Annotated in this window: 24 protein-coding genes; 7 read left to right on the top strand and 17 right to left on the bottom strand. The window is 74.5% G+C overall.

What is annotated here, in order from left to right; all coding sequences use genetic code 11:
* Positions 1-62: 62 nt before the first annotated feature.
* Genes gatB through gatC form a run of 3 tightly spaced genes read right to left on the bottom strand, consistent with a single transcriptional unit; the run spans position 63 to position 3,396 of the window.
* On the bottom strand, positions 63-1,580 hold the full coding sequence (gene gatB / locus ACFPBZ_RS04265; RefSeq protein WP_378034756.1) for an Asp-tRNA(Asn)/Glu-tRNA(Gln) amidotransferase subunit GatB: 1,518 nt from the start codon (positions 1,578-1,580) through the stop codon (positions 63-65).
* Positions 1,577-3,103 carry an Asp-tRNA(Asn)/Glu-tRNA(Gln) amidotransferase subunit GatA gene (gatA, locus tag ACFPBZ_RS04260; protein WP_378034755.1) on the bottom strand — a complete coding sequence of 509 codons (1,527 nt, stop codon included), beginning with the start codon at positions 3,101-3,103 and terminating at the stop codon, positions 1,577-1,579. The genes gatB and gatA overlap by 4 nt, the downstream gene beginning before the upstream one ends.
* Positions 3,100-3,396, bottom strand: a complete 297-nt coding sequence (gatC, locus tag ACFPBZ_RS04255; protein ID WP_378034754.1) for an Asp-tRNA(Asn)/Glu-tRNA(Gln) amidotransferase subunit GatC — start codon at positions 3,394-3,396, stop codon at positions 3,100-3,102. Before gatC ends, gatA begins: the two co-directional genes overlap by 4 nt.
* Positions 3,397-3,684: 288 nt before the next feature.
* On the opposite strand from gatC, the gene ACFPBZ_RS04250 reads away from it, so the two are divergent.
* A complete protein-coding gene (locus ACFPBZ_RS04250) occupies positions 3,685-4,365 on the top strand; it encodes an ACT domain-containing protein (protein WP_378034753.1) in 681 nt (226 codons plus the stop codon).
* Between the two features lie 21 nt (positions 4,366-4,386).
* Here the strand turns inward: ACFPBZ_RS04250 and ACFPBZ_RS04245 are convergent, their stop codons facing one another.
* The 3 genes from ACFPBZ_RS04245 to ACFPBZ_RS04235 all read right to left on the bottom strand — a co-directional run bounded on the left by ACFPBZ_RS04245 (position 4,387) and on the right by ACFPBZ_RS04235 (position 8,747).
* Positions 4,387-5,193 (bottom strand): 3-keto-5-aminohexanoate cleavage protein, encoded by an 807-nt coding sequence (locus ACFPBZ_RS04245; RefSeq protein WP_378034752.1) that lies wholly within the window; start codon positions 5,191-5,193, stop codon positions 4,387-4,389.
* 217 nt (positions 5,194-5,410) lie between these two features.
* Positions 5,411-7,627 (bottom strand): NAD-dependent DNA ligase LigA, encoded by a 2,217-nt coding sequence (ligA, locus tag ACFPBZ_RS04240; RefSeq protein WP_378034751.1) that lies wholly within the window; start codon positions 7,625-7,627, stop codon positions 5,411-5,413.
* 49 nt (positions 7,628-7,676) lie between these two features.
* A complete protein-coding gene (locus tag ACFPBZ_RS04235; RefSeq protein ID WP_378034750.1) occupies positions 7,677-8,747 on the bottom strand; it encodes a uroporphyrinogen decarboxylase/cobalamine-independent methonine synthase family protein in 1,071 nt (356 codons plus the stop codon).
* 25 nt (positions 8,748-8,772) lie between these two features.
* Between ACFPBZ_RS04235 and ACFPBZ_RS04230 the strand changes: the two genes are divergently transcribed.
* Complete coding sequence (locus tag ACFPBZ_RS04230; protein WP_378034749.1) at positions 8,773-9,582, top strand: TSUP family transporter; 810 nt, start codon at positions 8,773-8,775, stop codon at positions 9,580-9,582.
* An 18-nt stretch (positions 9,583-9,600) separates the two neighbouring features.
* Positions 9,601-10,425: a 3-methyladenine DNA glycosylase gene (locus ACFPBZ_RS04225; RefSeq protein WP_378034748.1), complete on the top strand. Its 825-nt coding sequence runs from the start codon at positions 9,601-9,603 to the stop codon at positions 10,423-10,425.
* 68 nt (positions 10,426-10,493) lie between these two features.
* Here ACFPBZ_RS04225 and ACFPBZ_RS04220 read toward each other — a convergent pair whose 3' ends face one another.
* The 3 genes from ACFPBZ_RS04220 to mrf all read right to left on the bottom strand — a co-directional run bounded on the left by ACFPBZ_RS04220 (position 10,494) and on the right by mrf (position 12,317).
* On the bottom strand, positions 10,494-10,694 hold the full coding sequence (locus ACFPBZ_RS04220) for a hypothetical protein (RefSeq protein WP_378034747.1): 201 nt from the start codon (positions 10,692-10,694) through the stop codon (positions 10,494-10,496).
* Positions 10,695-10,833: 139 nt separating this feature from the next.
* Entirely contained in the window at positions 10,834-11,091 is a 258-nt protein-coding gene (locus tag ACFPBZ_RS04215; protein WP_378034746.1) for a type B 50S ribosomal protein L31, read from the bottom strand.
* Positions 11,088-12,317, bottom strand: coding sequence for a ribosome hibernation factor-recruiting GTPase MRF (gene mrf, locus ACFPBZ_RS04210; RefSeq protein WP_378034745.1), 1,230 nt, complete (start codon positions 12,315-12,317; stop codon positions 11,088-11,090). The genes ACFPBZ_RS04215 and mrf overlap by 4 nt, the downstream gene beginning before the upstream one ends.
* A gap of 61 nt (positions 12,318-12,378) precedes the next feature.
* Between mrf and rpmG the strand changes: the two genes are divergently transcribed.
* Positions 12,379-12,543 carry a 50S ribosomal protein L33 gene (gene rpmG, locus ACFPBZ_RS04205; protein WP_378034744.1) on the top strand — a complete coding sequence of 55 codons (165 nt, stop codon included), beginning with the start codon at positions 12,379-12,381 and terminating at the stop codon, positions 12,541-12,543.
* Between the two features lie 38 nt (positions 12,544-12,581).
* Positions 12,582-12,704 (top strand): 50S ribosomal protein L36, encoded by a 123-nt coding sequence (rpmJ, locus tag ACFPBZ_RS04200; protein ID WP_378034743.1) that lies wholly within the window; start codon positions 12,582-12,584, stop codon positions 12,702-12,704.
* Positions 12,705-12,707: 3 nt separating this feature from the next.
* On the opposite strand, the gene ACFPBZ_RS04195 is transcribed toward rpmJ, so the two are convergent.
* The 6 genes from ACFPBZ_RS04195 to ACFPBZ_RS04170 all read right to left on the bottom strand — a co-directional run bounded on the left by ACFPBZ_RS04195 (position 12,708) and on the right by ACFPBZ_RS04170 (position 17,625).
* The gene (locus ACFPBZ_RS04195) at positions 12,708-12,839 is read right to left on the bottom strand and encodes a hypothetical protein (protein WP_378034742.1); all 132 of its coding nucleotides are present in this window, start codon (positions 12,837-12,839) and stop codon (positions 12,708-12,710) included.
* A 155-nt stretch (positions 12,840-12,994) separates the two neighbouring features.
* A complete protein-coding gene (locus tag ACFPBZ_RS04190) occupies positions 12,995-13,348 on the bottom strand; it encodes a PRC-barrel domain-containing protein (protein ID WP_378034741.1) in 354 nt (117 codons plus the stop codon).
* Positions 13,349-13,394: 46 nt separating this feature from the next.
* Positions 13,395-14,453: a tRNA 2-thiouridine(34) synthase MnmA gene (gene mnmA / locus ACFPBZ_RS04185; protein WP_378034740.1), complete on the bottom strand. Its 1,059-nt coding sequence runs from the start codon at positions 14,451-14,453 to the stop codon at positions 13,395-13,397.
* Between the two features lie 70 nt (positions 14,454-14,523).
* Entirely contained in the window at positions 14,524-15,717 is a 1,194-nt protein-coding gene (locus tag ACFPBZ_RS04180; protein WP_378034739.1) for a cysteine desulfurase family protein, read from the bottom strand.
* A gap of 129 nt (positions 15,718-15,846) precedes the next feature.
* Positions 15,847-16,803: an electron transfer flavoprotein subunit alpha/FixB family protein gene (locus tag ACFPBZ_RS04175; RefSeq protein ID WP_378034738.1), complete on the bottom strand. Its 957-nt coding sequence runs from the start codon at positions 16,801-16,803 to the stop codon at positions 15,847-15,849.
* A 36-nt stretch (positions 16,804-16,839) separates the two neighbouring features.
* Positions 16,840-17,625 carry an electron transfer flavoprotein subunit beta/FixA family protein gene (locus ACFPBZ_RS04170; RefSeq protein WP_378034737.1) on the bottom strand — a complete coding sequence of 262 codons (786 nt, stop codon included), beginning with the start codon at positions 17,623-17,625 and terminating at the stop codon, positions 16,840-16,842.
* 223 nt (positions 17,626-17,848) lie between these two features.
* On the opposite strand from ACFPBZ_RS04170, the gene ACFPBZ_RS04165 reads away from it, so the two are divergent.
* Positions 17,849-18,007: a hypothetical protein gene (locus ACFPBZ_RS04165; protein WP_378034736.1), complete on the top strand. Its 159-nt coding sequence runs from the start codon at positions 17,849-17,851 to the stop codon at positions 18,005-18,007.
* Between the two features lie 64 nt (positions 18,008-18,071).
* Here the strand turns inward: ACFPBZ_RS04165 and ACFPBZ_RS04160 are convergent, their stop codons facing one another.
* On the bottom strand, positions 18,072-19,406 hold the full coding sequence (locus ACFPBZ_RS04160; protein WP_378034735.1) for a hypothetical protein: 1,335 nt from the start codon (positions 19,404-19,406) through the stop codon (positions 18,072-18,074).
* A 218-nt stretch (positions 19,407-19,624) separates the two neighbouring features.
* Positions 19,625-20,017, bottom strand: a complete 393-nt coding sequence (locus ACFPBZ_RS04155) for a hypothetical protein (RefSeq protein WP_378034734.1) — start codon at positions 20,015-20,017, stop codon at positions 19,625-19,627.
* A gap of 324 nt (positions 20,018-20,341) precedes the next feature.
* On the opposite strand from ACFPBZ_RS04155, the gene ACFPBZ_RS04150 reads away from it, so the two are divergent.
* Positions 20,342-21,652, top strand: coding sequence for a lysine N(6)-hydroxylase/L-ornithine N(5)-oxygenase family protein (locus ACFPBZ_RS04150; RefSeq protein WP_378034733.1), 1,311 nt, complete (start codon positions 20,342-20,344; stop codon positions 21,650-21,652).
* The last annotated feature ends 15 nt before the right edge of the window (positions 21,653-21,667 follow it).

Here is a 21,667-nt window from a genome sequence, read left to right as displayed (position 1 = left end):
GAAACGCGTGAAGGGCACCTCCGATCGCTCGGAGATGCCCTTCGACGGCGGGAGGGACGGGCCTACGAGGTCGCGGCCACCCGCTCCAGCACCAGCTCGTTCACGCGGGCCGCGTCGGCCTGCCCGCGGGTGGCCTTCATGACCGCCCCGACGATGGCGCCCGCGGCCTTCGTCTTGCCGTCCCGGATCTTCTGCGCGACGGCGGGCTGCGCGGCGAGGGCCTCGTCGACCGCGGCGGTGAGCGCGGAGTCGTCCGAGACCACGGCCAGGCCGCGTCCGGCGACGACCTCGTCGGGGGTGCCCTCCCCCGCGAGCACGCCGTCGACGACCTGGCGCGCCAGCTTGTTCGTCAGCGTCCCCTCGGACACCAGCGCGACGACCCGCGCGACGTCGGTGGGGGTGATCGCGAGGTCGGCGAGCTCGACCCCGGCGGTGTTGGCCTGCTGGGTCAGGTACGAGACCCACCACGAGCGGGCCGCCTCCGGCGGGGCACCGGCGTCGACGGTCTCGGCGATGAGGTCGAGGGCGCCGGCGTTGAGGAGGTCGCGGAGTTCCTCCTCCGAGAGGTCCCACTCGGTGCGGATGCGGGCGCGGCGCTCCCACGGACGCTCCGGGAGGGACGCGCGCAGCGACTCGATCCAGTCGTGCGACGGCTCGATCGGCACCAGGTCGGGCTCGGGGAAGAACCGGTAGTCGGCGAAGGTCTCCTTCGGCCGCCCGGCCGACGTGGTCCCCGACTGCTCGTCGAAGTGCCGCGTCTCCTGGGTGATCGAGCCGCCCGAGAGCAGGACGCCGGCGTGGCGGCCCATCTCGTAGCGCACCGCCCGCTCCACCGAGCGCAGCGAGTTGACGTTCTTCGTCTCGGTGCGCGTCCCGAACTCGGTGGCACCCTTCGGCATCAGCGACACGTTCGCGTCGCAGCGCATGGAGCCCTGGTCCATCCGGACGTCGGACACCCCGAGGCCCTTGATGACGTCGCGCAGCGCCGACACGTAGGCCCGCGCGATCTCCGGGGCGCGCACCCCGGCCCCGACGATCGGCCTCGTGACGATCTCGATCAGCGGGACGCCCGCGCGGTTGTAGTCGAGCAGGGAGTACGACGCCCCGTGGATGCGGCCCGTCGCGCCGCCCATGTGCAGCGACTTGCCGGTGTCCTCCTCCATGTGCGCGCGCTCGATCTCCACCCGCCACGTCGTCCCGTCGTCGAGCGGCACGTCGAGGTGCCCGTCGAAGACGATCGGGTCGTCGTACTGGGAGATCTGGAAGTTCTTCGGCATGTCCGGGTAGAAGTAGTTCTTCCGGGCGAAGCCGCTGCGCTCGCGCACCTGGCAGTCGAGGGCCAGGCCGATCAGCACGGCGCTCTCCACCGCCCGCCCGTTGACCCGCGGCAGCGACCCGGGCATCCCCAGGCACACCGGGCAGACGTGGGTGTTCGGCTCGGCGCCGAACTCGTTGCGGCAGCCGCAGAACATCTTCGTGGCGGTGTTGAGCTCCACGTGCACCTCGAGCCCCATCACGGGGTCGAAGCGCTCGCAGACCTCCTCGACGGTGTAGGGAGCCGCGTCCACGGTGGTCGTCATACGTTCTCCAACACGGCCGGGTCGGGGATGGTCGAGGCGAAGGGCGTTCCCGACGACGAGTCCCGCGCGAGCTCGTAGGCGGCCGCCACCCGGTAGGCGCGGTCGTCGGCCAGCGCGGGCGCCATGATCTGCAGACCGACGGGCAGGCCGTCGTCGGCGGAGAGCCCGCACGGCACCGACAGGCCCGCGATCCCCGCGAGGTTGGCCGGGATCGTGCAGAGGTCGGCGAGGTACATGGCCACCGGGTCGTCGACGCGGTCGCCGATCGGGAACGCGGTGGTCGGGACGGTCGGCGACACCAGCACGTCGCAGTGCTCGAAGGCCGCGGCGAAGTCGCGGACGATCAGCGTGCGGGCCTTCTGGGCCTTGCCGTAGAGCGCGTCGTACGAGCCGGCCGAGAGCGCGTGGGTGCCGATCATGATGCGGCGCTTGACCTCGGGCCCGAAGCCGACCTCGCGGGTCAGCGACATGACCTCGTCGGTGGAGTGGGTCCCGTCGTCGCCGACCCGCAGGCCGTAGCGCATCGCGTCGAACCGGGCGAGGTTCGACGACGCCTCGCTGGGCGCGATGAGGTAGTACGCCGGCACGGCGTAGGTGAACGACGGGCAGGTGACCTCCACGACCTCGGCGCCGAGGTCGGTCAGCACCCGCGTCGCGTCGGTGAACGCCGCGAGCACCCCGGTCTGGTTGCCCTCGTTCGACAGCTCCGTGACGACGCCGACGCGCACCCCGGCGAGGTCGCCGCGCGCACCCGCGAGGGCCGCCTCGACGACCGGCGGCAGGGGCGCGTCGATGGTGGTCTGGTCGGCCGGGTCGTGGCCCCCGATGAGCTCGTGCAGCATCGCGGCGTCGAGGACGGTGCGCCCGCACGGGCCGATCTGGTCGAGCGACGACGAGAACGCGACCAGGCCGTAGCGCGAGACGGTGCCGTAGGTGGGCTTGACGCCCACGGTGCCGGTGAACGCGCCGGGCTGGCGGATCGAGCCGCCGGTGTCGGACCCGAGCGCGAGCGGGGTCTCCGCGGACGCGGTCGCCGCCGCCGACCCGCCGCCGGAGCCGCCGGGCACGCGGGTGGCGTCCCAGGGGTTCCGGACGACGCCGTAGGCCGAGTTCTCGTTCGAGCCGCCCATCGCGAACTCGTCGAGGTTCGTCTTGCCCAGCGGGACCAGCCCGGCGGCGCGCAGGCGCGCGACCACGGTCGCGTCGTAGGGCGGGCGCCAGCCCTCGAGGATCCGCGAGGCGCAGGTGGTGGGCATGTCGGCGGTGGCGATGTTGTCCTTGATCGCCACCGGGACGCCGGCGAGCGGGCTCCGCACGGTGCCCGCGGCGATCTCGGCGTCGACCGCCTCGGCGGCCGCGAGCGCGCCCTCGGCGTCGACGTGCAGGAAGGCGTTGAGGGCCGGCTCGACCGCGGCGATGCGGTCGAGGTGGGCCCGGGTGACCTCGACGGAGGAGATCTCGCGGGCCTGGACCCGGCGGGCGATCTCGGCGGCGTCGAGCCGGATGACGTCGGTGGGGCTCACAGTTCCTCCCCCAGGATGCGCGGCACGCGGAAGCGGCCCTCCTCGGCGTCGGGGGCGCCGGCGAGGGCGGCCTCCCGGGTCAGGCTGGGCTCGGCCTCGTCGGGTCGCAGGACGTTGGTCAGCGGGGCCACGTGGCTGGTCGGCGGGACGTCGTCGGCGATGTCGGAGACGCGACCCACGGTGTCGAGGATCGCGTCGAGCTGCCCGGAGAACACGTCGAGCTCGTCGTCGGTGACGGCCAGGCGGGCCAGTCGGGCCAGGTGCGCGACGTCGCTGCGCGTGATGTCGGACATGATCCTCCGTGTCGGGACTCCCGGGCGCCGGGCGCACGGGGTGGACCGATCCATCCTAGGCTCCGCGCGTCGCGTGCCCGACGCGCGTGTCCGGGGTCCGGCGGGTTTGAACGGACCCCGCGCTGCCCACCTCCCCGCCGGGTCCGTCCCGCCACCGCGGCACCGGCTCTCGCCCCGGCCGTCCCCGGACTGGCACACTCGCCGCGCCCGACGCCGGGAGGCGCTGGGCTCGTCGGCGTGCCCGCCCCCCGGACGGGAGGTGGCGACGGCCGACAGGACGGAGGAGACGTGACCTACCTGCTGCGTGTGGTGCTCCCGGACCGACCGGGCACCCTCGGCGCGGTCGCGTCGGCCCTCGGGCAGGAGGGCGCGGACATCCTCAGCGTCGACGTGGTGGAACGCCACCAGGGCGTGGCGGTCGACGACCTGGTGGTCGACCTGCCCTCGGCCCGCCCGCCCGACGTGCTCATCACCGCCGCCGAGTCGGTCCGCGACGTCACCGTGGAGTCGGTCCGGCCCTTCTTCGGCCCGCTCGACACCGCCCGGGAGCTCGAGCTCGTCGAGGCCGTCGCGGCGGCGCCCGAGGAGGGCATCACCCGGCTCACCGACGCGGTGCCGCGCATCTTCCGGTCGGCGTGGGCCCTGGTGGTGGAGGCCTCCACCGACGACGTCTGGGGCGACAGCGGCAGCACCCGGGTCCGCCGGGTGGCCAGCAGCTCCGCGGCCCCGGAGACCGAGGCGGAGTCCCTGCCGTGGCTCCCGCTGCGGCGCGCCGCCGTGCTCGACCCCGCCGCCGGCCACACGGTGCCCCCGGCCTGGACCGACCTCGACACCGAGCTCGCGGCGGCCCCGCTGGGGCGCGCGGACCGGGCGCTCGTCGTGGGCCGCCCGGGAGGCCCGGGCTTCCGCCCGTCGGAGCTCGCGCGGCTCTCGCACCTCGCGGGCATCGTCGCGACCATCACGGGCTGAGCGTCGGACCGGCCGGGAGCGTCAGCGCCGGTGGTCGGGCCGGCCGCGGAAGCCCCCGAAGCCACCGCCCCAGCCCGACCGGCGTCTCTCGGCCAGCCGCGGGCTCACCGCCTGCCCGAGGGCGTAGCGGACGAGCTCCTCGTTGCCGGTGGCGAGCCAGGTGCCGTCGGGGCCCTTGAGGGTGTCCTCGAAGCCGATGCGGGTGTCGAGGTTGTTGCGGCGGGCGTAGTCGAGCACCGGCCACGCCCCGGCCTCCTCGCCGTGGAGCAGGATCGGCACCTGCATGGGGCCGAGTGCCTTGAGGATGCGGACCGCCTCGGCGACCGCGGTGTCGGGATCGGTCACCGTGACCTCGGCGAGCACCCGGACCGTGCCGGCCGGCACCCCGGCCTGCTTGAGCTGCACGGCGTCGCCCGTGGTCCACACCCCGAGCTCGATGCCGATGCCCACGGAGTCGAGCGCCTCGCACACGATCTCCCAGCCGCGCTCGTGCACGTTCACCGACGCGACGTCGGGCCGGGCGTAGCCGGGCAGGCCGGCCCACTGCTGCACCAGCTCGGTGCGCTTGAAGGGGTTCGGCTCCACCCAGCGGGCGGTGGTCACCCCGATCTCCATCGACGGGGCGGCCTGGCGGATCGCCGACACCACGGCCCCGATGGGACCCGGGTCGAGGCTCTCCTGGCCGTCCACGTCGCGCGGGTGGACGTGGAAGCTCGTGACCCCGAGGGCGGCCACCGCGCGGGCGTCGCGGGCCAGGTGGCGCGGGGTCATGGGGACGGCGGGATAGACGTCGGCGGGGCGGGCACCGTTCGGGACGCACTGCAGCACCGCGGTGTCACCTCCCCCTCGTCACCCGTCCCGGGGACCGTCCGTCCGACCGAGTGAGTCCAGTCTTCAACCTCTTGGGCCCTGACGGCAACGTCTGCACGTGCGTCTGCACGAGTTCGTCGACGATGCCACCCGTCCGCCCCATCGGACGCCGCTCCGTGACCACCAGTCTGCCCGCCCGCCGACCGTGATCGGTACGCCGCCGGGCGCGCCGGGCCTACCCCTCGGCCGTCGGCGGCTCCTCCCGGTCCGGCGCCGGCTCCTCCTGGACCGCTGCCGGCTCCTCGCCGGCCGCCGGTGGCTCCTCCCCCGTGACCAGGGCCACCTCCCGGGCGGCGTCGGGGCCCTGCTCGAGCAGCACCCGGAACCCGTCCTCGTCGAGGATCGGCACCTTGGCCGCGACCGCCTTGTCGTACTTCGAGCCGGGCTCGTCACCCACCACCACGAACGCCGTCTTCTTCGACACCGAGCTCGCCGCCCGCCCGCCCCGGGCGAGGATGGCCTCCTTGGCCTCGTCGCGGGAGAACTCCGGCAGCGACCCGGTGACCACCACGGAGAGCCCCTCGAGGGTCCGCGGCACCGACTCGTCGACCTCCTCGACCAGGTCGACGCCCGCCTCCCGCCACTTCGCGACGACATCGCGGTGCCAGTCGACCGCGAACCACTCCCGCACCGCCGTCGCGATGGTGGGGCCGACCCCGTCGACGCCGGCCAGCTCCTCCTCGCTCGCCGCGTCGATCGCCTCGACCGACTGGAAGTGCCGCGCGAGGGCCTGCGCCGCCGTGGGCCCGACGTGGCGGATCGAGAGACCCACCAGCACCTTCCACAGCGGGCGGTGCTTCGCCGACTCGAGGTTGGCCAGCAGCTTGCGGCCGTTGGCCGAGAGGTTCCCCGCCTTCGTCCGGAACAGCGGCACCTGCGCGAGGTCGTCCTCGGTGAGCGCGAAGACGTCGCCCTCGTCCTGCACCGCCCCCGCCTGCAGCAGCGCGGTGGCCGCCTCGTAGCCGAGGACCTCGATGTCGAAGGCGCCGCGCCCGGCGACGTGGAAGAGCCGCTCCCGCAGCTGGGCGGGGCACGACCGGGAGTTCGGGCAGCGCAGGTCCTTGTCGCCCTCGCGCATCTGGCGCAGCTCGGTGCCGCACTCGGGACAGTGCGTCGGCATGACGAACGCGTGCTCGCTGCCGTCGCGGGCCTCGACCACCGGGCCCAGGACCTCGGGGATGACGTCGCCCGCCTTGCGGATGATCACGCGGTCGCCGATGAGGACGCCCTTGCGCTCCACCTCGCCCGCGTTGTGCAGCGTCGCCATCGACACCGTGGAGCCCGCGACCAGCACCGGGTCCATCTCCGCGAACGGGGTGACCCGGCCGGTGCGCCCGACGTTGACGCTGATGTTGCGCAGCGTCGTCGTCGCCTGCTCCGGCGGGTACTTGTAGGCGATCGCCCAGCGCGGGGCGCGGGCGGTGGAGCCCAGCCGCCGCTGGAGCGACACGTCGTCGACCTTGACCACCACGCCGTCGATCTCGTGCTCGGCGTCGTGCCGGTGCTCGCCCCAGTAGCGCGTGTGCTCGATGACCGCGTCGACGCCGTGCAGCACGCGGGTGTGCGTGGACACCGGCAGCCCCCACGTGGCCAGCGCGTCGTAGGCCTGGGACTGCCGCTCCGGCGTGAACCCGCGGCGCTTGCCGAGCCCGTGGCAGATCAGCCGCAGCGGGCGGGTGGCCGTGACGCGCGGGTCCTTCTGGCGCAGGCTGCCGGCCGCGGAGTTCCGCGGGTTGGCGAAGGGCTGCTTGCCGGCGGCGACGAGCCCGGCGTTGAGCTCCCCGAAGTCCTCCACCCGGAAGAACACCTCGCCGCGGACCTCGATGAGCTCGGGCACCGGGAACTCGTCGGTGCCGGCGAGCTCGGTGGGCACGTCGGCCAGCGTGCGCATGTTGAGCGTGATGTCCTCGCCGGTGCGCCCGTCGCCGCGGGTCAGCGCCCGGGTGAGGTGGCCGTTCTCGTAGAGCAGGTTGACCGCGAGCCCGTCGATCTTGAGCTCGCAGAGGTACTGCAGCTCCTCCTGCGGGTGGTCGAGCTCGCGCTGCACCCGCAGCACCCACTCGCGCAGCTCCTCGGCCTCGAACGCGTTGTCGAGCGAGAGCATCCGCTCGAGGTGGTCGACCGCGACGAAGTCGGTGGAGAAGCCGCCGCCGACCCGCTGGGTGGGGCTCGAGGGCGTGACCAGCGACGGGTATTGCTCCTCGAGGCCCAGCAGCTCACCGAACAGCTCGTCGAACTCGCCGTCGGTGACGATCGGCGCGTCGAGCACGTAGTAGCGGAACTGGTGGTCGGCGACGACCTCGGACAGCTCCTTGTGCCGGGCCTGCACGTCGGCGGGCACGTCAGGGGTGGTGGCCACGCCGGACGTGTTGGCAGGGGACTCGCTGGTCACGGGGCCGAGGGTAGCCGCGGGGACCGACAGTCACGCCCGTCCGCGACCCTCACCAGCTCGTCGGGGGATCCGCGAACGCCCGGGCCAGCTCGACCGTGCGCCCCATCGCCGCGCGGGCCCACGCCGGGCTCGCGCCCGCGAGCCCGCACGCCGGGGTGACCACGGTCCGGTCGGCCAGGCGGGCCCGGTCGAAGCCGAGGCGGTCGGCGAGGTCGAGCGCCGGGCGGGCGAGGGCCTCCAGCTCCGGGCGCCCGTCGGACACCGAGGGCACCAGCCCCAGCCACAGCTCGGTCGGGGTGTCCCACAGCTCCCCCAGGGCGTCGAGCACCGAGGCCGACCGGTCGAGCGCCGTCAGGTCCACCGCCACGGCGTCGGCCCCGGTGGCCCCGAGCAGGGCCAGCGGCGGCGTCGGGTGGCAGCAGTGCACGACGACCCCGCCCGCCCCGGCCTCCCGCGCCGCCGCCACCAGCACCGACAGGCCCGCGCGGGCGTCGGTGCCCGACACCGTGCGGACGGTGCCGTACCCGCTCGGGGTCGGCAGCGACCCGGCGAGGACCGCGGGCAGGGTCGGTTCGTCGATCTGCACGACGACCTCGGCGCCGGTGCGGCGGCCCAGCTCGGCCACGTGCAGGCGCAGCCCCTCGGCGAGGCTCTCGGTGAACTCGGCGACGGCGCCGCGGTCGGTCAGGACCCGGTTGCCGTTGCGGAGCTCGACGCCCGCGGCGAGCGTCCAGGGCCCGGCGACCTGCGTCTTCACCCGTCGCGGTGCGGCCCCGGTCTCCCCCAGCGCCGAGTCGAGCGCGTCGACGTCGCGGGCGATCAGGTCGGTGCCGCGCCGGTGCTGGCCCCCGGGCCGCTGCGTCACCCGGTAGCCCGACGGCCACACCTCCACGGCCAGGTCGACCAGCAGCGCGCACGCCCGACCGGTCATGTCGGCGCCGACCCCGCGGTCGGGCAGCTCGGCCACGTGCGGGAAGTCGGGCAGCTCCCCGACGACGAGACGTGCGGCCTCGTGGTGGTCGGTCCCGGGCAGGGAGCCGATCCCGGTGGCACGCTCCTCGGGACGCCACGGGTCGGGCGGCGCCACCGGCACCGAACTGTCGTCCGGAAGATCGCTCACCCCGCCAGGTCTACCAGGGAGGACCGTGGAACAGCGCGACGCCGCACTGCTCGGCATCGGTGCCGCGGGCGGCGTCGTCGGCGGTCTGCTCGGCGGCGGCAACGGGGTGCTCACCGTGCCCGCGCTCGACCGCTTCACCACGCTCACCCGCCCCCAGGTCCACGGCACCTCCACCCTCGCCGCCACGGCGGTGTGCGTGGTCGGCGCGGTCGTCTACTGGCTCGTGGGCGGCACGGTCGACCTGCGCGTGGGCGCGGGGATGATCGTGGGCGGCATGGTCGGCGGGGTGGTCGGCGCCCGGCTGGTCGCCGTGGCCTCGGAGACCGTGCTGCGCGTGCTGCTGATCGCCGTCCTGGTGCTCACGGCGACGAAGCTCTTCCTCGACGCGGTCGGGCTCGACCCCGCGCGGGGAGCGGCGGTGGTCCCGCCCGACCTGCTCGCGACGGCCTGGTTCGTGGTGCCGGCGAGCCTCGTCGTCGGGACCGTCGTCGGCGCCTGGGCCGGGGCGATGGGGCTCGGCGGGGGCCTGCTCGCGGTCCCGGCGCTCGTCCTGCTCTTCGGGGTCGACCTGCACACCGCCGCGGGGACCTCGCTGCTCGTGTTCGCCCCGAACTCCCTGGTCTCGGGCGTCGCGCACCTGCGCCAGGGGACGGCGTCGCTGCGGATCGCGACCCTGGTGGGCGCCGCGTCCGCGCCCGGCGCCGCCCTGGGGGCCCTGCTCGCCCTCGCGCTCGACACCGTCGTCCTCGGCGTCGTCTTCGGCACCTTCGCGCTGCTCATGGCGGTCCGCGAGGTCGTCCTGCTCCTCCGGCGCCGGGCCGTCGTCGGGCCGTAGGGCACCCTGGAGGGCCTCATGACCCTTCTCGACGAGGCCGGCTGGCGCGCCCGGGCCGACGCCCACGCGGAGCGCGCCGACGCGCTCACCGCCGCCCACCGGGCTCGTCGGGACCGCCGGGAGTCCCACCCCGTCGAGGACTTCCTCTACACCTACTACCCCACCCGCCCGAACCGGCTTCGCGTCTGGCACCCGGGCGCGGGCGTCGTCCTGGCCGGCAGCGACCGGGCGGGGTGGCGGCACTACACCGCCGACGGCTCGCGGATCGACGTCACGACGATCCGGCCGGCGACGATCGCGTTCGTCCGTTCGCTGCTCACCGCCACGGCCGCCCGCGAGCCGCACCTCGGCTGCTTCGGGCTGCACGAGTGGGCCATGGTCTACCGCGACGACGAGACCCGGCACCCCGTCCCGCTGCGCCTCGGCCCCGACGGCACCGACGCCGTCGTCGAGAACCACCGCATCCGCTGCACCCACTTCGACGCACATCGGTTCTTCACCGCCGCGGCCGTCCCGCGCAACACCGAGGCACCCACCCGCGAGAGCCAGGTCGCGCTGGAGCAGCCGGGCTGCCTGCACGCGACGATGGATCTCTACAAGTGGGCGACGAAGCTCGGCCCGCTCGTGCCCGGCGAGCTGCTGCTCGACTGCTTCGAGCTGGCGCGCGACGTCCGCACCCTCGACATGCGGGCCTCGCCCTACGACCTCGCCGCCCACGGCTACACCCCGGTCCGCATCGAGACCGCGGCCGGCAAGGCCGAGTACGCGGCCGCCCAGCGGGGGTTCGCGGAGCGCGGCGCCGTCCTCCGCGAACGGCTCCTGGACGCACTGCCCGCGCCATGATCGTCGGGACGTGGCGGATCCGGACGCCGACCGTCCGGATCCGCCACGTCCTGGTGATCATGGTCGGCCTACCCCGACGCCAGCACCCCCGCGACGAGGTGCGACGGCGCGGGCGCCGGCGCCCCGGCCCGCAGCCAGGCGCAGCACTCGGCGACGTCGGCCGCCTCGTGCAGCGGCCCGATGACGAGCGCGGGCCGAGCGGGCGGCGGTGCACGTCGCAGGGCTGGACGAGGACGGTCGACCCCGCCGACGACGTCGCCGTGGAGCACCCCTGCAGGCAGCCCGACCGCACGAGCACCCCGTGCGGCGTCTCGCGGATCGCCGCGCGCAGCTCGTCGTCGTGCTCGGCCGGGGAGGCGGCCGCGTGCGGGCACGCCGCCACCCCGCAGGCCACCACCGTCACGCCGGTCACCGGGTCCGCCCGTAGCGTCGCTGGAACTTCTCGATCTGACCGCCGCGCTCGATCGGCCGGGCGGTCCCGGTCCACACCGGGTGCGACGAGGAGGAGATCTCCACGTCGAGGACGGGGTAGGTCTCGCCGTCGGTCCACGTGATCGTCGGGAGCCGCCGGGTGCCGACGATCGTGGACCTCGTCAGGAAGGTCTCGCCGGAGGTCTGGTCGCGGACGACGACCGGGCCGTACTCGGGGTGCAGGTCGCGCTTCATGCCTGGTCTCCTCGGGTGTTCTCGGCGGGCGCGCCGGGGGCGAGCTCGCCGCAGGGGTCGGTGTGGGTGGTGCCGAAGGGGTCGTCGAAGCCGCGCCAGGCGTCCTCGCCGAGGGCGATCTCCTCGTCGGTGAGCAGGGCGGCGTCGAGGGCCGCGACGACGTCACCCGGCTCCGCGTCGTGGACGAGCACGACGAGCTGCTGCTCCCGGTCACCCCAGCGCGGGTCCCAGCGCAGGGAGGCCGAGGCCCGGCGGAGGGCGTCGACGTCGTCCCACGCGAGCGAGTCGGCGAGCCACCGCCCGGCCGTGCCGACCTGCAGTCCGCCGCCGGCCGACTCGACCCACAGCGCGTGCTCCGGCCGCGACGCCACCCACACGCGGCCGCGCGCGCGGATCGTTCCGGTCAGCAGCACGTCGATCGCCTCGTGCAGGCGCTGCGGGTGGAAGGGGCGGCGCAGGCCGACGTGCAGCAGGGACACCCCCACGTCGCGCGAGAGCGGCGGCTGGCCGCGCAGCAGCGGCCCGTGCGGGTCGTCCGGGACGCCGCGGCGGGCGTCGGGGTGCAGCTCGGCGAGCACCGGGCCCACGTCGGGGACCAGGGCGGGGTGCGCGGCGTCGAGTCGGCGGGCCTGCGGGGCCAGGCGGGCGAGGACGGCGTCGCGCCGGACCCGCTCCCACGGGTCGGGCGACCCGACCACGACGAGCACGTCCGCGAACTCCGCCTGCCCGACGACGATCTCCGCGACCGTGCGGTCGTCGTCGGCGGTCACGGCGCGCCCGCGGTCCGCCAGCGCCTCGCCCGAGCCCGCGTCCTCGAGCCACGTGGCCCCGTCGAGCACCGCGACCACCCCGACGAGCTCGAGGACGTCGGTGACCACGGGCTCGACGTGCGCGAGCGCCTCGCAGACGGACTCGGGCTCCATGCCGGGGTCGAGCAGCACGACGACCCGTCCGACCTCCCCGTCGACCGCTAGGTGGTGCAGCAGGGGCAGGAGGTCCTCGCGCAGCGTGCAGGAGACGCACCCGTGGGCGAGCTCGACCGCGTCGGTGCGCCACCCGCCCCGGTGCCGCACCGAGCGCGTCAGCACCCCCTCGCCGAGGCGGCGCAGGTCGTGGGCGACGAGCACGGTGCGCGGGTCCGCCGCGGCCATCGCCTCCCCCGTGGCGAGCACCGCGTCGCGGTCGACGCCGCAGACGACGACGAGCGGCCGTGGACGGTCGGGCATCGGGAATCCTCCTCGGTCGGCTAGCGTTAATGGTAATCGTTACCAGAAACGAGGAGGAGCCGTGGCCCGCAACGAACTGAGGCCGATCGTCAAGATGCGCTCGACGGCCGGCACGGGGACGACCTACGTCACCCGCAAGAACCGCCGCACGCACCCCGACCGGCTCGTGCTGCGCAAGTACGACCCGCAGGTGCGCGCGCACGTCGACTTCCGCGAGGAGCGCTGACGCCCTGCCGGGGCGTCCCGAGAGAGAGTGAGGCGGCCGTGAAGGTCCGTGCGTCGTTGAAGGCCCTCAAGTCCAAGCCGGGGTCGTCCGTGGTCCGCCGCCACGGCAAGGTCCTGGTGATCAACAAGCAGAACCCGCAGTGGAAGGCCCGGCAGGGCTGACCGTCAGGACCGGGTGGGGTCGGTGACCCGGAGCAGGAGCGCGACGAACGCGTCCGCCTGCAGCCGGGCACCGGTCCGCACGTCCGCGCCCCGGCGCTCGTCGTCGGCCGCCAGCTCCGCGCCGATGCGTTCCATCGCGCGCAGCAGCGGCTCGGCGAGCTCCGGGGCGATGTCGCCGGTCAGTTCCAGGTCGCCGTCGTCCCGACGACGCGTGCGGACCGCGGCGAGGGCGTCCCGCAGGATCGTGCGGGGCTCGCCGGCGACGAGATCCGCGTCGTCGGGATCGCCGCTCAGCGCCGGGCCAGGCGCCGGCCCGCGCGCGGGCCGTACTCGATGCCGTAGTGCTCGAAGATGGCCGGCTCGTCCTCGATCGGCAGCTCCCCGTCGGTCTCGATCGACGGGGCCTCCTTCGCGAGGTCCTTCTCGACGGTGACCTTCACGTGGTCGGGGTGCACCAGCGCGCCGTGCAGCGGCACGAACGCCAGGCGCTTGCTCGAGAACATCCCGAGCGTCACGGTGACGAACGACGGCTGGTCGGTGGCCGTGTCGTAGTACACCGCCTCGAGCTCACCGATCTTCGACCCGCTCGGGTCGACGACCTTCTTGCCCAGCCAGTCGCGGATGTTCTCGGCCTCGAAGCCCATGGCCGGTGATCCTAGGGGTGCGGTCCCGACGACCGCGGCGCCACGCTCAGGCCGCGGCGGCGATCGTCGCGGAGCCCAGCACCCGATCGCCGTCGTAGACCACGACGGCCTGGCCGGGCGCGACCCCGCGCAGCGGCGTCGCCAGCTCGGCGCGAAGCCCGTCGCCGTCCACCGCGACCCGGGCGGAGGCGAGCCCGCCGTGCGCGCGCACCTGCACGACGACGTCCTCGACGACCCCGGGCTCCCCGTGCCACAGCGGCGCGTCGGCCCGCAGCGTCGTGACCTCGAGCGCCTCCGCCGTGCCCACGCGGACCTGGCGGGACACCGGCTCGATCCCGAGGACGTAGCGGGGACGACCGTCGGGCGCGGGCCGGTCGAGCCCCAGCCCGTGGCGCTGGCCGACGGTGAAGTTCTGGACCCCCTCGTGGCGCCCGAGCACCGCGCCCGAGGCGGCGTCGACCAGCTCCCCCGGCGCGGCGTCGATCCTCTCGGCGAGGAAGCCCCGGGTGTCGCCGGAGGGGATGAAGCAGATGTCGTGGCTGTCGGGCTTCTCCGCGACGACGAGGCCCCGGCGCGCGGCCTCGGCCCGGACCTCGGACTTGTGGGAGTCGCCGAGCGGGAACATCGCGTGTGCGAGCTGGCCCGCGTCGAGCACCCCGAGGACGTAGGACTGGTCCTTGTCGGGGTCGACCGCGCGCCGCAGGACGCCGTGCTCGAGGCGGGCGTAGTGGCCCGTGGCGACGGCGTCGAAGCCCAGGGCGAGTGCCCGGTCGAGCACCGCGGAGAACTTGATCCTCTCGTTGCAGCGCAGGCACGGGTTCGGGGTGCGGCCGGCCGCGTACTCGGCGACGAACGGCTCGACGACGTCCGCGGTGAACCGGGCGGCCATGTCCCAGACGTAGAACGGGATGTCGAGCACGTCGGCGCAGCGCCGGGCGTCGTGCGAGTCCTCCACCGAGCAGCAGCCGCGGGCGCCCTCGCGCATCGTCGCGGGCTTGGCCGACAGCGCGAGGTGGACGCCGACGACGTCGTGCCCCGCGTCCCGGGCGCGCGCCGCCGCGACGGCCGAGTCGACCCCGCCGCTCATGGCGGCCAGGACCCTCACGGGGTGGCTCCGCCTCGTGAGCAGTGATCCGTGCCGGAGCACGGACCAGTGCTCACGGGCCGCAGGCACCTCATGAGCGCGCGAGCGCCCCGCGCGCCCGCTCCACCACGGGGCCGATCGCCGCGACCGCGGCGTCGACGTCGGCGGCGGTCGAGTTGTGGCCGAGCGAGAAGCGCAGCGACCCGCGGGCGGCGGCCTCCTCGACCCCCATCGCCACCAGGACGTGGGAGGGCCGGGCCACCCCGGCGGTGCACGCCGAGCCGGTGGAGCACTCGATCTCGTGGGCGTCGAGGAGCATGAGCAGGCTGTCGCCCTCGCAGCCGGGGAACGAGAGGTGCGCGTTGCCGGGCAGGCGCGCGGGCCCGCCGGCGACGGGGGCGGCGTCGAGCGCCACGCCGTTCAGCGTCGCGTCGGGGATCACGCCCACGAGCCGGGCCACGAGGTCGTCGCGCAGGGCCGCGAGATCGACGGCGCGCTTCGGCGCGGACTCGACCGCGGCCTGCACGGCCGTGGCGAGCGCGACGGTGCCGGCGACGTCGAGGGTGCCCGAGCGCACGTCGCGCTCCTGGCCGCCGCCGTGCAGCAGCGGCACGCAGGTGGCGTCGCGGCGCAGCAGCAGGGCGCCCACCCCCACGGGCCCGCCCAGCTTGTGGCCGGTGAGCGAGAGCGCGTCGGCGCCGCACGCCGCGAAGTCGACCGGCAGCGACCCCACGGCCTGCACGGCGTCGGTGTGCAGCGGGACCCCGAACTCGTGGGCGACGTCGGCGAGTGCCCGGACGTCGTTGACCGTCCCGACCTCGTTGTTCGCCCACATCACGCTGACCACGGCGACCTCGTCGGGATGCGCGGCGAGGGCGGCCCGGAGGGTCTCGGGGTGCAGCCGGGCGTCGGCGTCGACGGGCAGGACGTCGAGCGTGGCGCCCTCGTGGGCGGCCAGCCACTCGGCGGCGTCGAGCACGGCGTGGTGCTCGACCGCCGAGACGACGACGCGGGTGCGGCGGGGGTCGGCGGCGCGGCGGGCCCAGTACAGGCCCTTGACGGCGAGGTTGTCGCCCTCGGTGCCCCCGGTGGAGAGCACGACCTCCGTGGGCAGCGCGCCGGTCGCGGCGGCGATCGTCTCGCGGGCCTCCTCGACCGATCGTCGGGCGCGGCGCCCGGCGGTGTGCAGCGAGGAGGGGTTGCCGACGCGGCCGAGCGCCTCGGAGTAGGCGGCTACGGCCACGGGGAGCATCGGCGTGGTGGCCGCGTGGTCGAGGTACGTCATCGCCCTTCGAGCCTAATCCTCGTAGGAAGATGTGCACCCGGGAACCCGTCCCGGACCACACCCCGGACGCACGGAGGGGGACCCCCGGCCCGGGGGTCCCCCTCTGCGTGACGTGCTCGTCGGAACGGGTCAGGCCCGCTTGCCGACCTCCTCGGAGAGCTGCGGGGCCACCGAGAACAGGTCGCCGACGATGCCGAAGTCGGCGATCTCGAAGATCGGCGCCTCCGGGTCCTTGTTGACGGCGACGATCGTCTTCGAGGTCTGCATCCCGGCCCGGTGCTGGATGGCGCCGGAGATGCCGAGGGCGATGTAGAGCTGCGGCGACACGGTCTTGCCGGTCTGCCCGACCTGGAACTGGTTCGGGTAGTAGCCGGAGTCGACCGCGGCGCGCGAGGCACCCACGGCGGCGTGCATCTGGTCGGCGAGGGTCTCGACGACGTTGAAGTTGTCGGCCGAACCGACACCGCGACCACCGGCGACGACGACGCTCGCCTCGGTGAGCTCGGGGCGGTCGCCACCGACGATCGGCGCCCGGTTGGACACCTTCGCGGCGCGCGAGCCGTCGATCGCGGGGACCTCGACGGTCTCCTGCGTGCCGGCGGCGGCGTGCTCCTCGACCTCGATCGAGCCCGAGCGCCACGAGACGACCGCGGTGTCGGTGGTGACGTGCGACTGCACGGTGAACGCGCCACCGAAGATCGAGTGGGAGCCCGAGCGCTCGCCGTCGATGTCGACGAGGTCGTTCAGCCAGCCCGAGTTGGTGCGCACGGCCAGGCGGCCCGCGACCTCCCGGCCGTCGGCACCCGCCGGGATCAGCACCGCCGGGGGCGACACCCGCTCGACGAGGGCGGCGAGGACGTCGACCTGCGGGGTCGACAGGTAGTTCTGCGCGTCGTCGGACTCGGCGACGTAGATCTTCTCCGCGCCGTGGGCGGCGAGGCCCTCGGCCAGGGTGGAGACCGTGCCCGGCGTCCCGACCAGGACCGCGGAGGGCTCGCCGATGCGGCGGGCCGCGGTCAGCATCTCGTAGGTGTTCTTCTTGATCTCACCGTCGACGTGGTCGACGAGGACCAGCACTTCAGCCATACCGATTCTCCTCTATCGCTCGCTCGTGGACGGGGCTCAGATGAGCTTCTGGCCGACGAGGAACTCGGCGATCTTGGCGCCGCCGTCACCCTCGTCCTCGACCTTCTGACCGCCGGACTTCGGCGGGCGCGGGGCGAAGGAGTCGACCTGCACGAGCGAGCCGGCGAGCCCGACCTCCGAGGCGTCGAGCCCCAGGTCGGCGATCCCGAGGGTGCTCACCGGCTTCTTCTTGGCCGCCATGATCCCCTTGAACGAGGGGTACCGCGGCTCGTTGATCTTCTCGCCCACGCTCACGACGGCGGGGAGCGACGCGGTGACGTCGCAGGTGCCCTCGTCGGTCTCGCGCTTGACCGTGGCGGTGCCGTCGGCCACGGAGAGCTCGTTGGCGTGGGTCAGCGACGGCCAGCCCAGCAGCTCGCCGAGCATCCCGGCCATGGCCCCGCTGCGGCCGTCGGTGGCCTCGTTCCCGGCCAGCACCAGGTCGACGTCGCCGACGGTGCCGATGGCCTTCGCGAGCACCTTGGCGGTGGCGACGGCGTCCGAGCCGTGGATGGCCTCGTCGTTCACGTGGACGGCCTTGTCGGCGCCCATGGAGAGGGCCTTGCGGATCGCGTCGGTGGCGCGGTCGGGGCCGGCGGTGAGGATGGTGACCGTGGCGTCGCCACCGGCCTCCTTGATCTTGAGCGCCTCCTCGACGGCGCGCTCGTTGATCTCGTCCAGCACGGCGTCCGACGAGGCGCGGTCGAGGGTCTTGTCGCCCTCGGAGAGCGTGCGCTCGGACCAGGTGTCGGGCACCTGCTTGATCAGTACGACGATGTTCATGGGTCCTCTGTGACCTCCTGTACTCACACGTCTGGCGGTCCCGGCCTGGACTTACCGGTCGGTAACAAACGCCACTGACCTGACTGTCCCACGTCGTCGGCATCGGGGCGACGTGGCGTACCCCTCTCATGTTACCGACGAGTAGGTAGTAGGGAGCTACTGGCCGGTAACTTCGTGGCAGTACGGTGAGGCGGTCATATCGGATTCTCGGTAGGAGAACGTCGTGCCCGGTCTGTTCCAGAAGGTCCAGCAGTTCCTCAAGAGCCCGCAGGGACGCAAGGTCTCCGACCAGGCCAAGCGCTACGCGTCCGACCCCAGGAACCGCCAGAAGGCCACCGACATGTTCAAGAAGTTCGGTGGCGGCGGCGGTCGCAAGCCCTGATCACGAGCCTGATCACGACGAACCCCTCGGAGCACCGCTCCGAGGGGTTCCGTGTGTCCGGGGGTCACGAGTCCCAGACGGGCCCGTAGGCCGGGATGCCGCGCCGGCGCAGCTCGCCGACCACCCGCAGCGTCGTCCGCTTGTTGGAGATGCAGACGACCGCCTCCGCGCCGGTCTCGGCCACGGCCCGCTGCGCGAGCGCGACGAGGTCGGGCTTGCCCTCGGCGTCGGTGTCCCAGAACGTCGCCCCCGGGTCCGCGGCCCGGATCTCGGCGACCAGCCCGGCACCGTAGGTCGCCTCCGGGTTGCGGGTGACCCAGACGAGGTGCGCCGGGGTCGGCTCGCCGAGCAGGTGCGGGAGCACGGGCGCGATCCCGCTGCCGGTGGCGATCCAGACGACCGACCGGAACATCCGCGACACGCTGCCCACGCCCGTCGTCGGGACCCCGCGCACCCACACCGCCTCGGGCCGGTCGTCGATGAAGCGGGCGGTCCAGTCCCCGGCGCGGGAGACGGCGAGCCGGAAGTCCGTGCGGTCGGGCCGGGCGACGGTCGCGAAGGCGTGCCACTGCCCGAGCGGGTGCCGGGCGATCCGGGTGGCCGAGCCGATGCGCACCGCACGGCCGCGATCGGCGGTGACGAGGGCGACGTGGTCCGACGGCGACTCGATCGTCACCGGCACGCGCCGCAGCTGCAGCCACGGCACCACCGCGGCGACGGCGACCAGGGCGAGGACCCAGGTGCCGGGGGTGGTGAGCAGGGCGGTCGTGAACGGCACGGAGGCGTCGGCCGCGAGCACGCCGGTCAGGGCCGCGAAGAGGACGAGCAGCGCCCAGGCACCCCAGCGGTGGGAGTGCTCGAACCGGTCGTGCCGGCTCTCGCGGGCACTCGGCCGGGCGAGGACGGCCATCGTCGCGAGCACGGCCAGGACGGCCACCGCGATCGCGAGGACCGCCGGCCGCAGCGGCGTCGCGGGGGCGAGGGCGGTCAGCGCGGTGAACGCCGCGAACCACCCGATCGCCGAGATCGCCGCCCCGACGTGCACGCCCGCGCCGACCTGGTGCACCTGCGCGATCGCCGCCCGCACCCGTAGCGGCCACCGCACCGGGGTCCGGGTGGCCAGGGCGAAGAGGCCGTTGACCACGTCCTGCTGCCGGATCAGCGCGGCGAGCCCCACGTCGAGGCTCGCCGTCGTCGCGGCGAGCGCGGCCGCCTGGGCGAGCGAGGTCGCGGCGACGAGGACGACCAGGGCCGCGACGGCGTTGATCCCGACGACGGCCGCGAGCCAGCAGCGCATCGGGCGGGTGGCGAGCCGGGCCGGGTCGGCCTCGCGCCGGTCGGCGGGCGCGGCGGCGAGGGCGGGGACGGGTGCGGGGACGGGCAGGGTGGCGACGCTCATGACGTGTCCCTCTCGGGCGGCGGCCGGGTGTCTCCCGGCCCGTCACGAAGCGTCGTCCGCGGGGCGGTCCTCCCCCGTCGTCCCGTCGGCCCGTCCCGCGGCGGACGGCCGTGTCCTCCGGTCGGGGGACGGCCGCCCGCCCCGGGAGCGTCAGCGATGGCACGTCGCTGACACCGGACGTCAGGCAGGCGCCACGCTCGAGACGCCCCGGGACGGACCTACTCGGCGCGGCGGTGGCGGCCGCCGGACTCCCGCACGGGGTGCGGCAGGTGGCGCGGCCGGTCCGCCGCGACGGCCGGGAGCGCGAGCACCGGGCGGGACGGGGCGACCGCGCGCTGGGCGGCCACGCCGCGGCTCCGGAGGAGCTGGATGAGGGCCTCGTACCACTGGGCGAGCACGGCCCACGGCGTCGGCTGCGGGGCGCGGAGTTCCTGACGACGCCGGCCGATCAGCTCCCGGCAGGGCCGGCAGACCTGCTGGGCGGTGGCTCCCAGCGGCGCCGGGTCGACCACCACGCCGCACAGGCCCACCGGGTGCTGCCCGGTCCGGTTGGCCTGCTCGAGCTCGGTGGCCATCACGGCGTGCTCGAACCGGTCGGCCCGCGAGGTCATCGACAGCGGACGATCACCGGGCACCGGCGGCGGCCAGGAGCCCCACCCGACAGGCGACCGCTCGACCGCCGAACGCGTCCCGGACACCGCTCGGCGCGCCTCGATCGACATTCGACCATTCTGCGGCCCGGACGGGCGGCTGGGCGGACGAGGCCTGCCCCCGTGCGAGTGAACCTCGCCTCCCTGACCGGAGCGGGCGGGGGCTGCACGGGTGAACCGCGCCGTCGAAACGGGCGTGGGAGTGATCTTCCCGCGATGGACCCTCCGAGGACCACAGGTTAGCCTCGCCTAACTCAGTGTCCCGATCGTTCCGGAAGGACCCCGATGTCGCCTCCCCCGCGTGACGACGTGCTCGACGTGGTGGGGGTCGGCTTCGGCCCGTCGAACCTGGCGTTGGCGATCGCCCTCACCGAGCACGGGCAGGCGCACCCCGACACTCCCCTGCGCGCCCGGTTCCTCGAGCGCCAGGAGCAGTTCGGGTGGCACCGCGGGATGCTGCTCGAGGACGCGACGATGCAGGTCAGCTACCTCAAGGACCTCGCGACGCTGCGCAACCCGCGCTCCGGCTTCTCCTTCGTGTCCTACCTGCACGACAAGGACCGCCTCGCCGACTTCATCAACTACGGCAGCGCCTATCCCACGCGCCGGGAGTTCCACGACTACCTCGAGTGGGCGGCCGCCCGGATCCCTTCGGGCACGGTCGAGTACGGCACCGAGGTGACCGCGCTGCGGCTCGTGCCCGGCCCCGGGGGGCCCGCCGACCTCGTCGAGATCGAGGTGGAGCAGGGCGGCTCGCGGCACACGCTGACCGCCCGCAACGTCGTCCTGGGGACCGGCCTCGTCCCGCACGTCCCCGAGGGCACCCCGCTGGGCGAGCGGGTGTGGCACAGCAAGGACCTCCTGGTCCGGCTGCCGGCCCTCGACGCGGAGCCGCGCCGGGTCGCCGTGGTGGGCGCGGGGCAGAGCGCGGCCGAGGTGGTCGAGCACCTGCACCACCGGTTCCCCGACGCCGAGGTCGCGGCGGTCTTCGCCCGCTACGGCTTCAGCCCGGCCGACGACAGCTCGTTCGCCAACCGCATCTTCGACCCCGACGCCGTGGACGACGTCTTCAACGCCGCCCCCGCGGTCCGCGACCGCATCCTGGGCTACCACGGCAACACGAACTATTCCGTGGTCGACGGCGAGCTCATCACCGCGCTCTACCGCGAGCACTACAAGGAGCGGGTGGCCGGGCGCGAACGGCTCCGCTTCCACAACGCCTCGCGCGTGGCGGCCATCGAGGCGCGGGACGACGGGGCCGACGTCGTGGTGGAGTCGCTCATCGACTCGACCCGCGAGGTCGTCGAGGCCGACCTCGTCGTCTACGCCACCGGCTACCGCACGAGCGACCCCCTGGAGATGCTCGGCGACGCCGCCGCCGACTGGCCCCGCGACGAGCAGGGCCGGGTCGACTTCCACCGCGACTACCGCGTGGTCACGCCGCCGGAGGTCACCGCGGGCCTCTTCGCCCCCGGGGCCACGGAACACACGCACGGCCTGACCTCGACGCTGCTCTCCAACGTCGCGGTGCGCGCCGGCGAGATGGTGGCGTCCATGGCCTCGTCGCGGGACGGGGCCCGGTCCGCCGCCGTCTGACGACCTCCGCGGGGC

Source organism: Actinomycetospora atypica (assembly GCF_042653685.1).
GTDB classification, from domain to species: Bacteria; Actinomycetota; Actinomycetes; order Mycobacteriales; family Pseudonocardiaceae; genus Actinomycetospora; species Actinomycetospora atypica.
The sequence above is the reverse complement of the archived record's forward strand: the minus strand, read 5'-3'. Positions and strand labels throughout refer to the sequence as shown.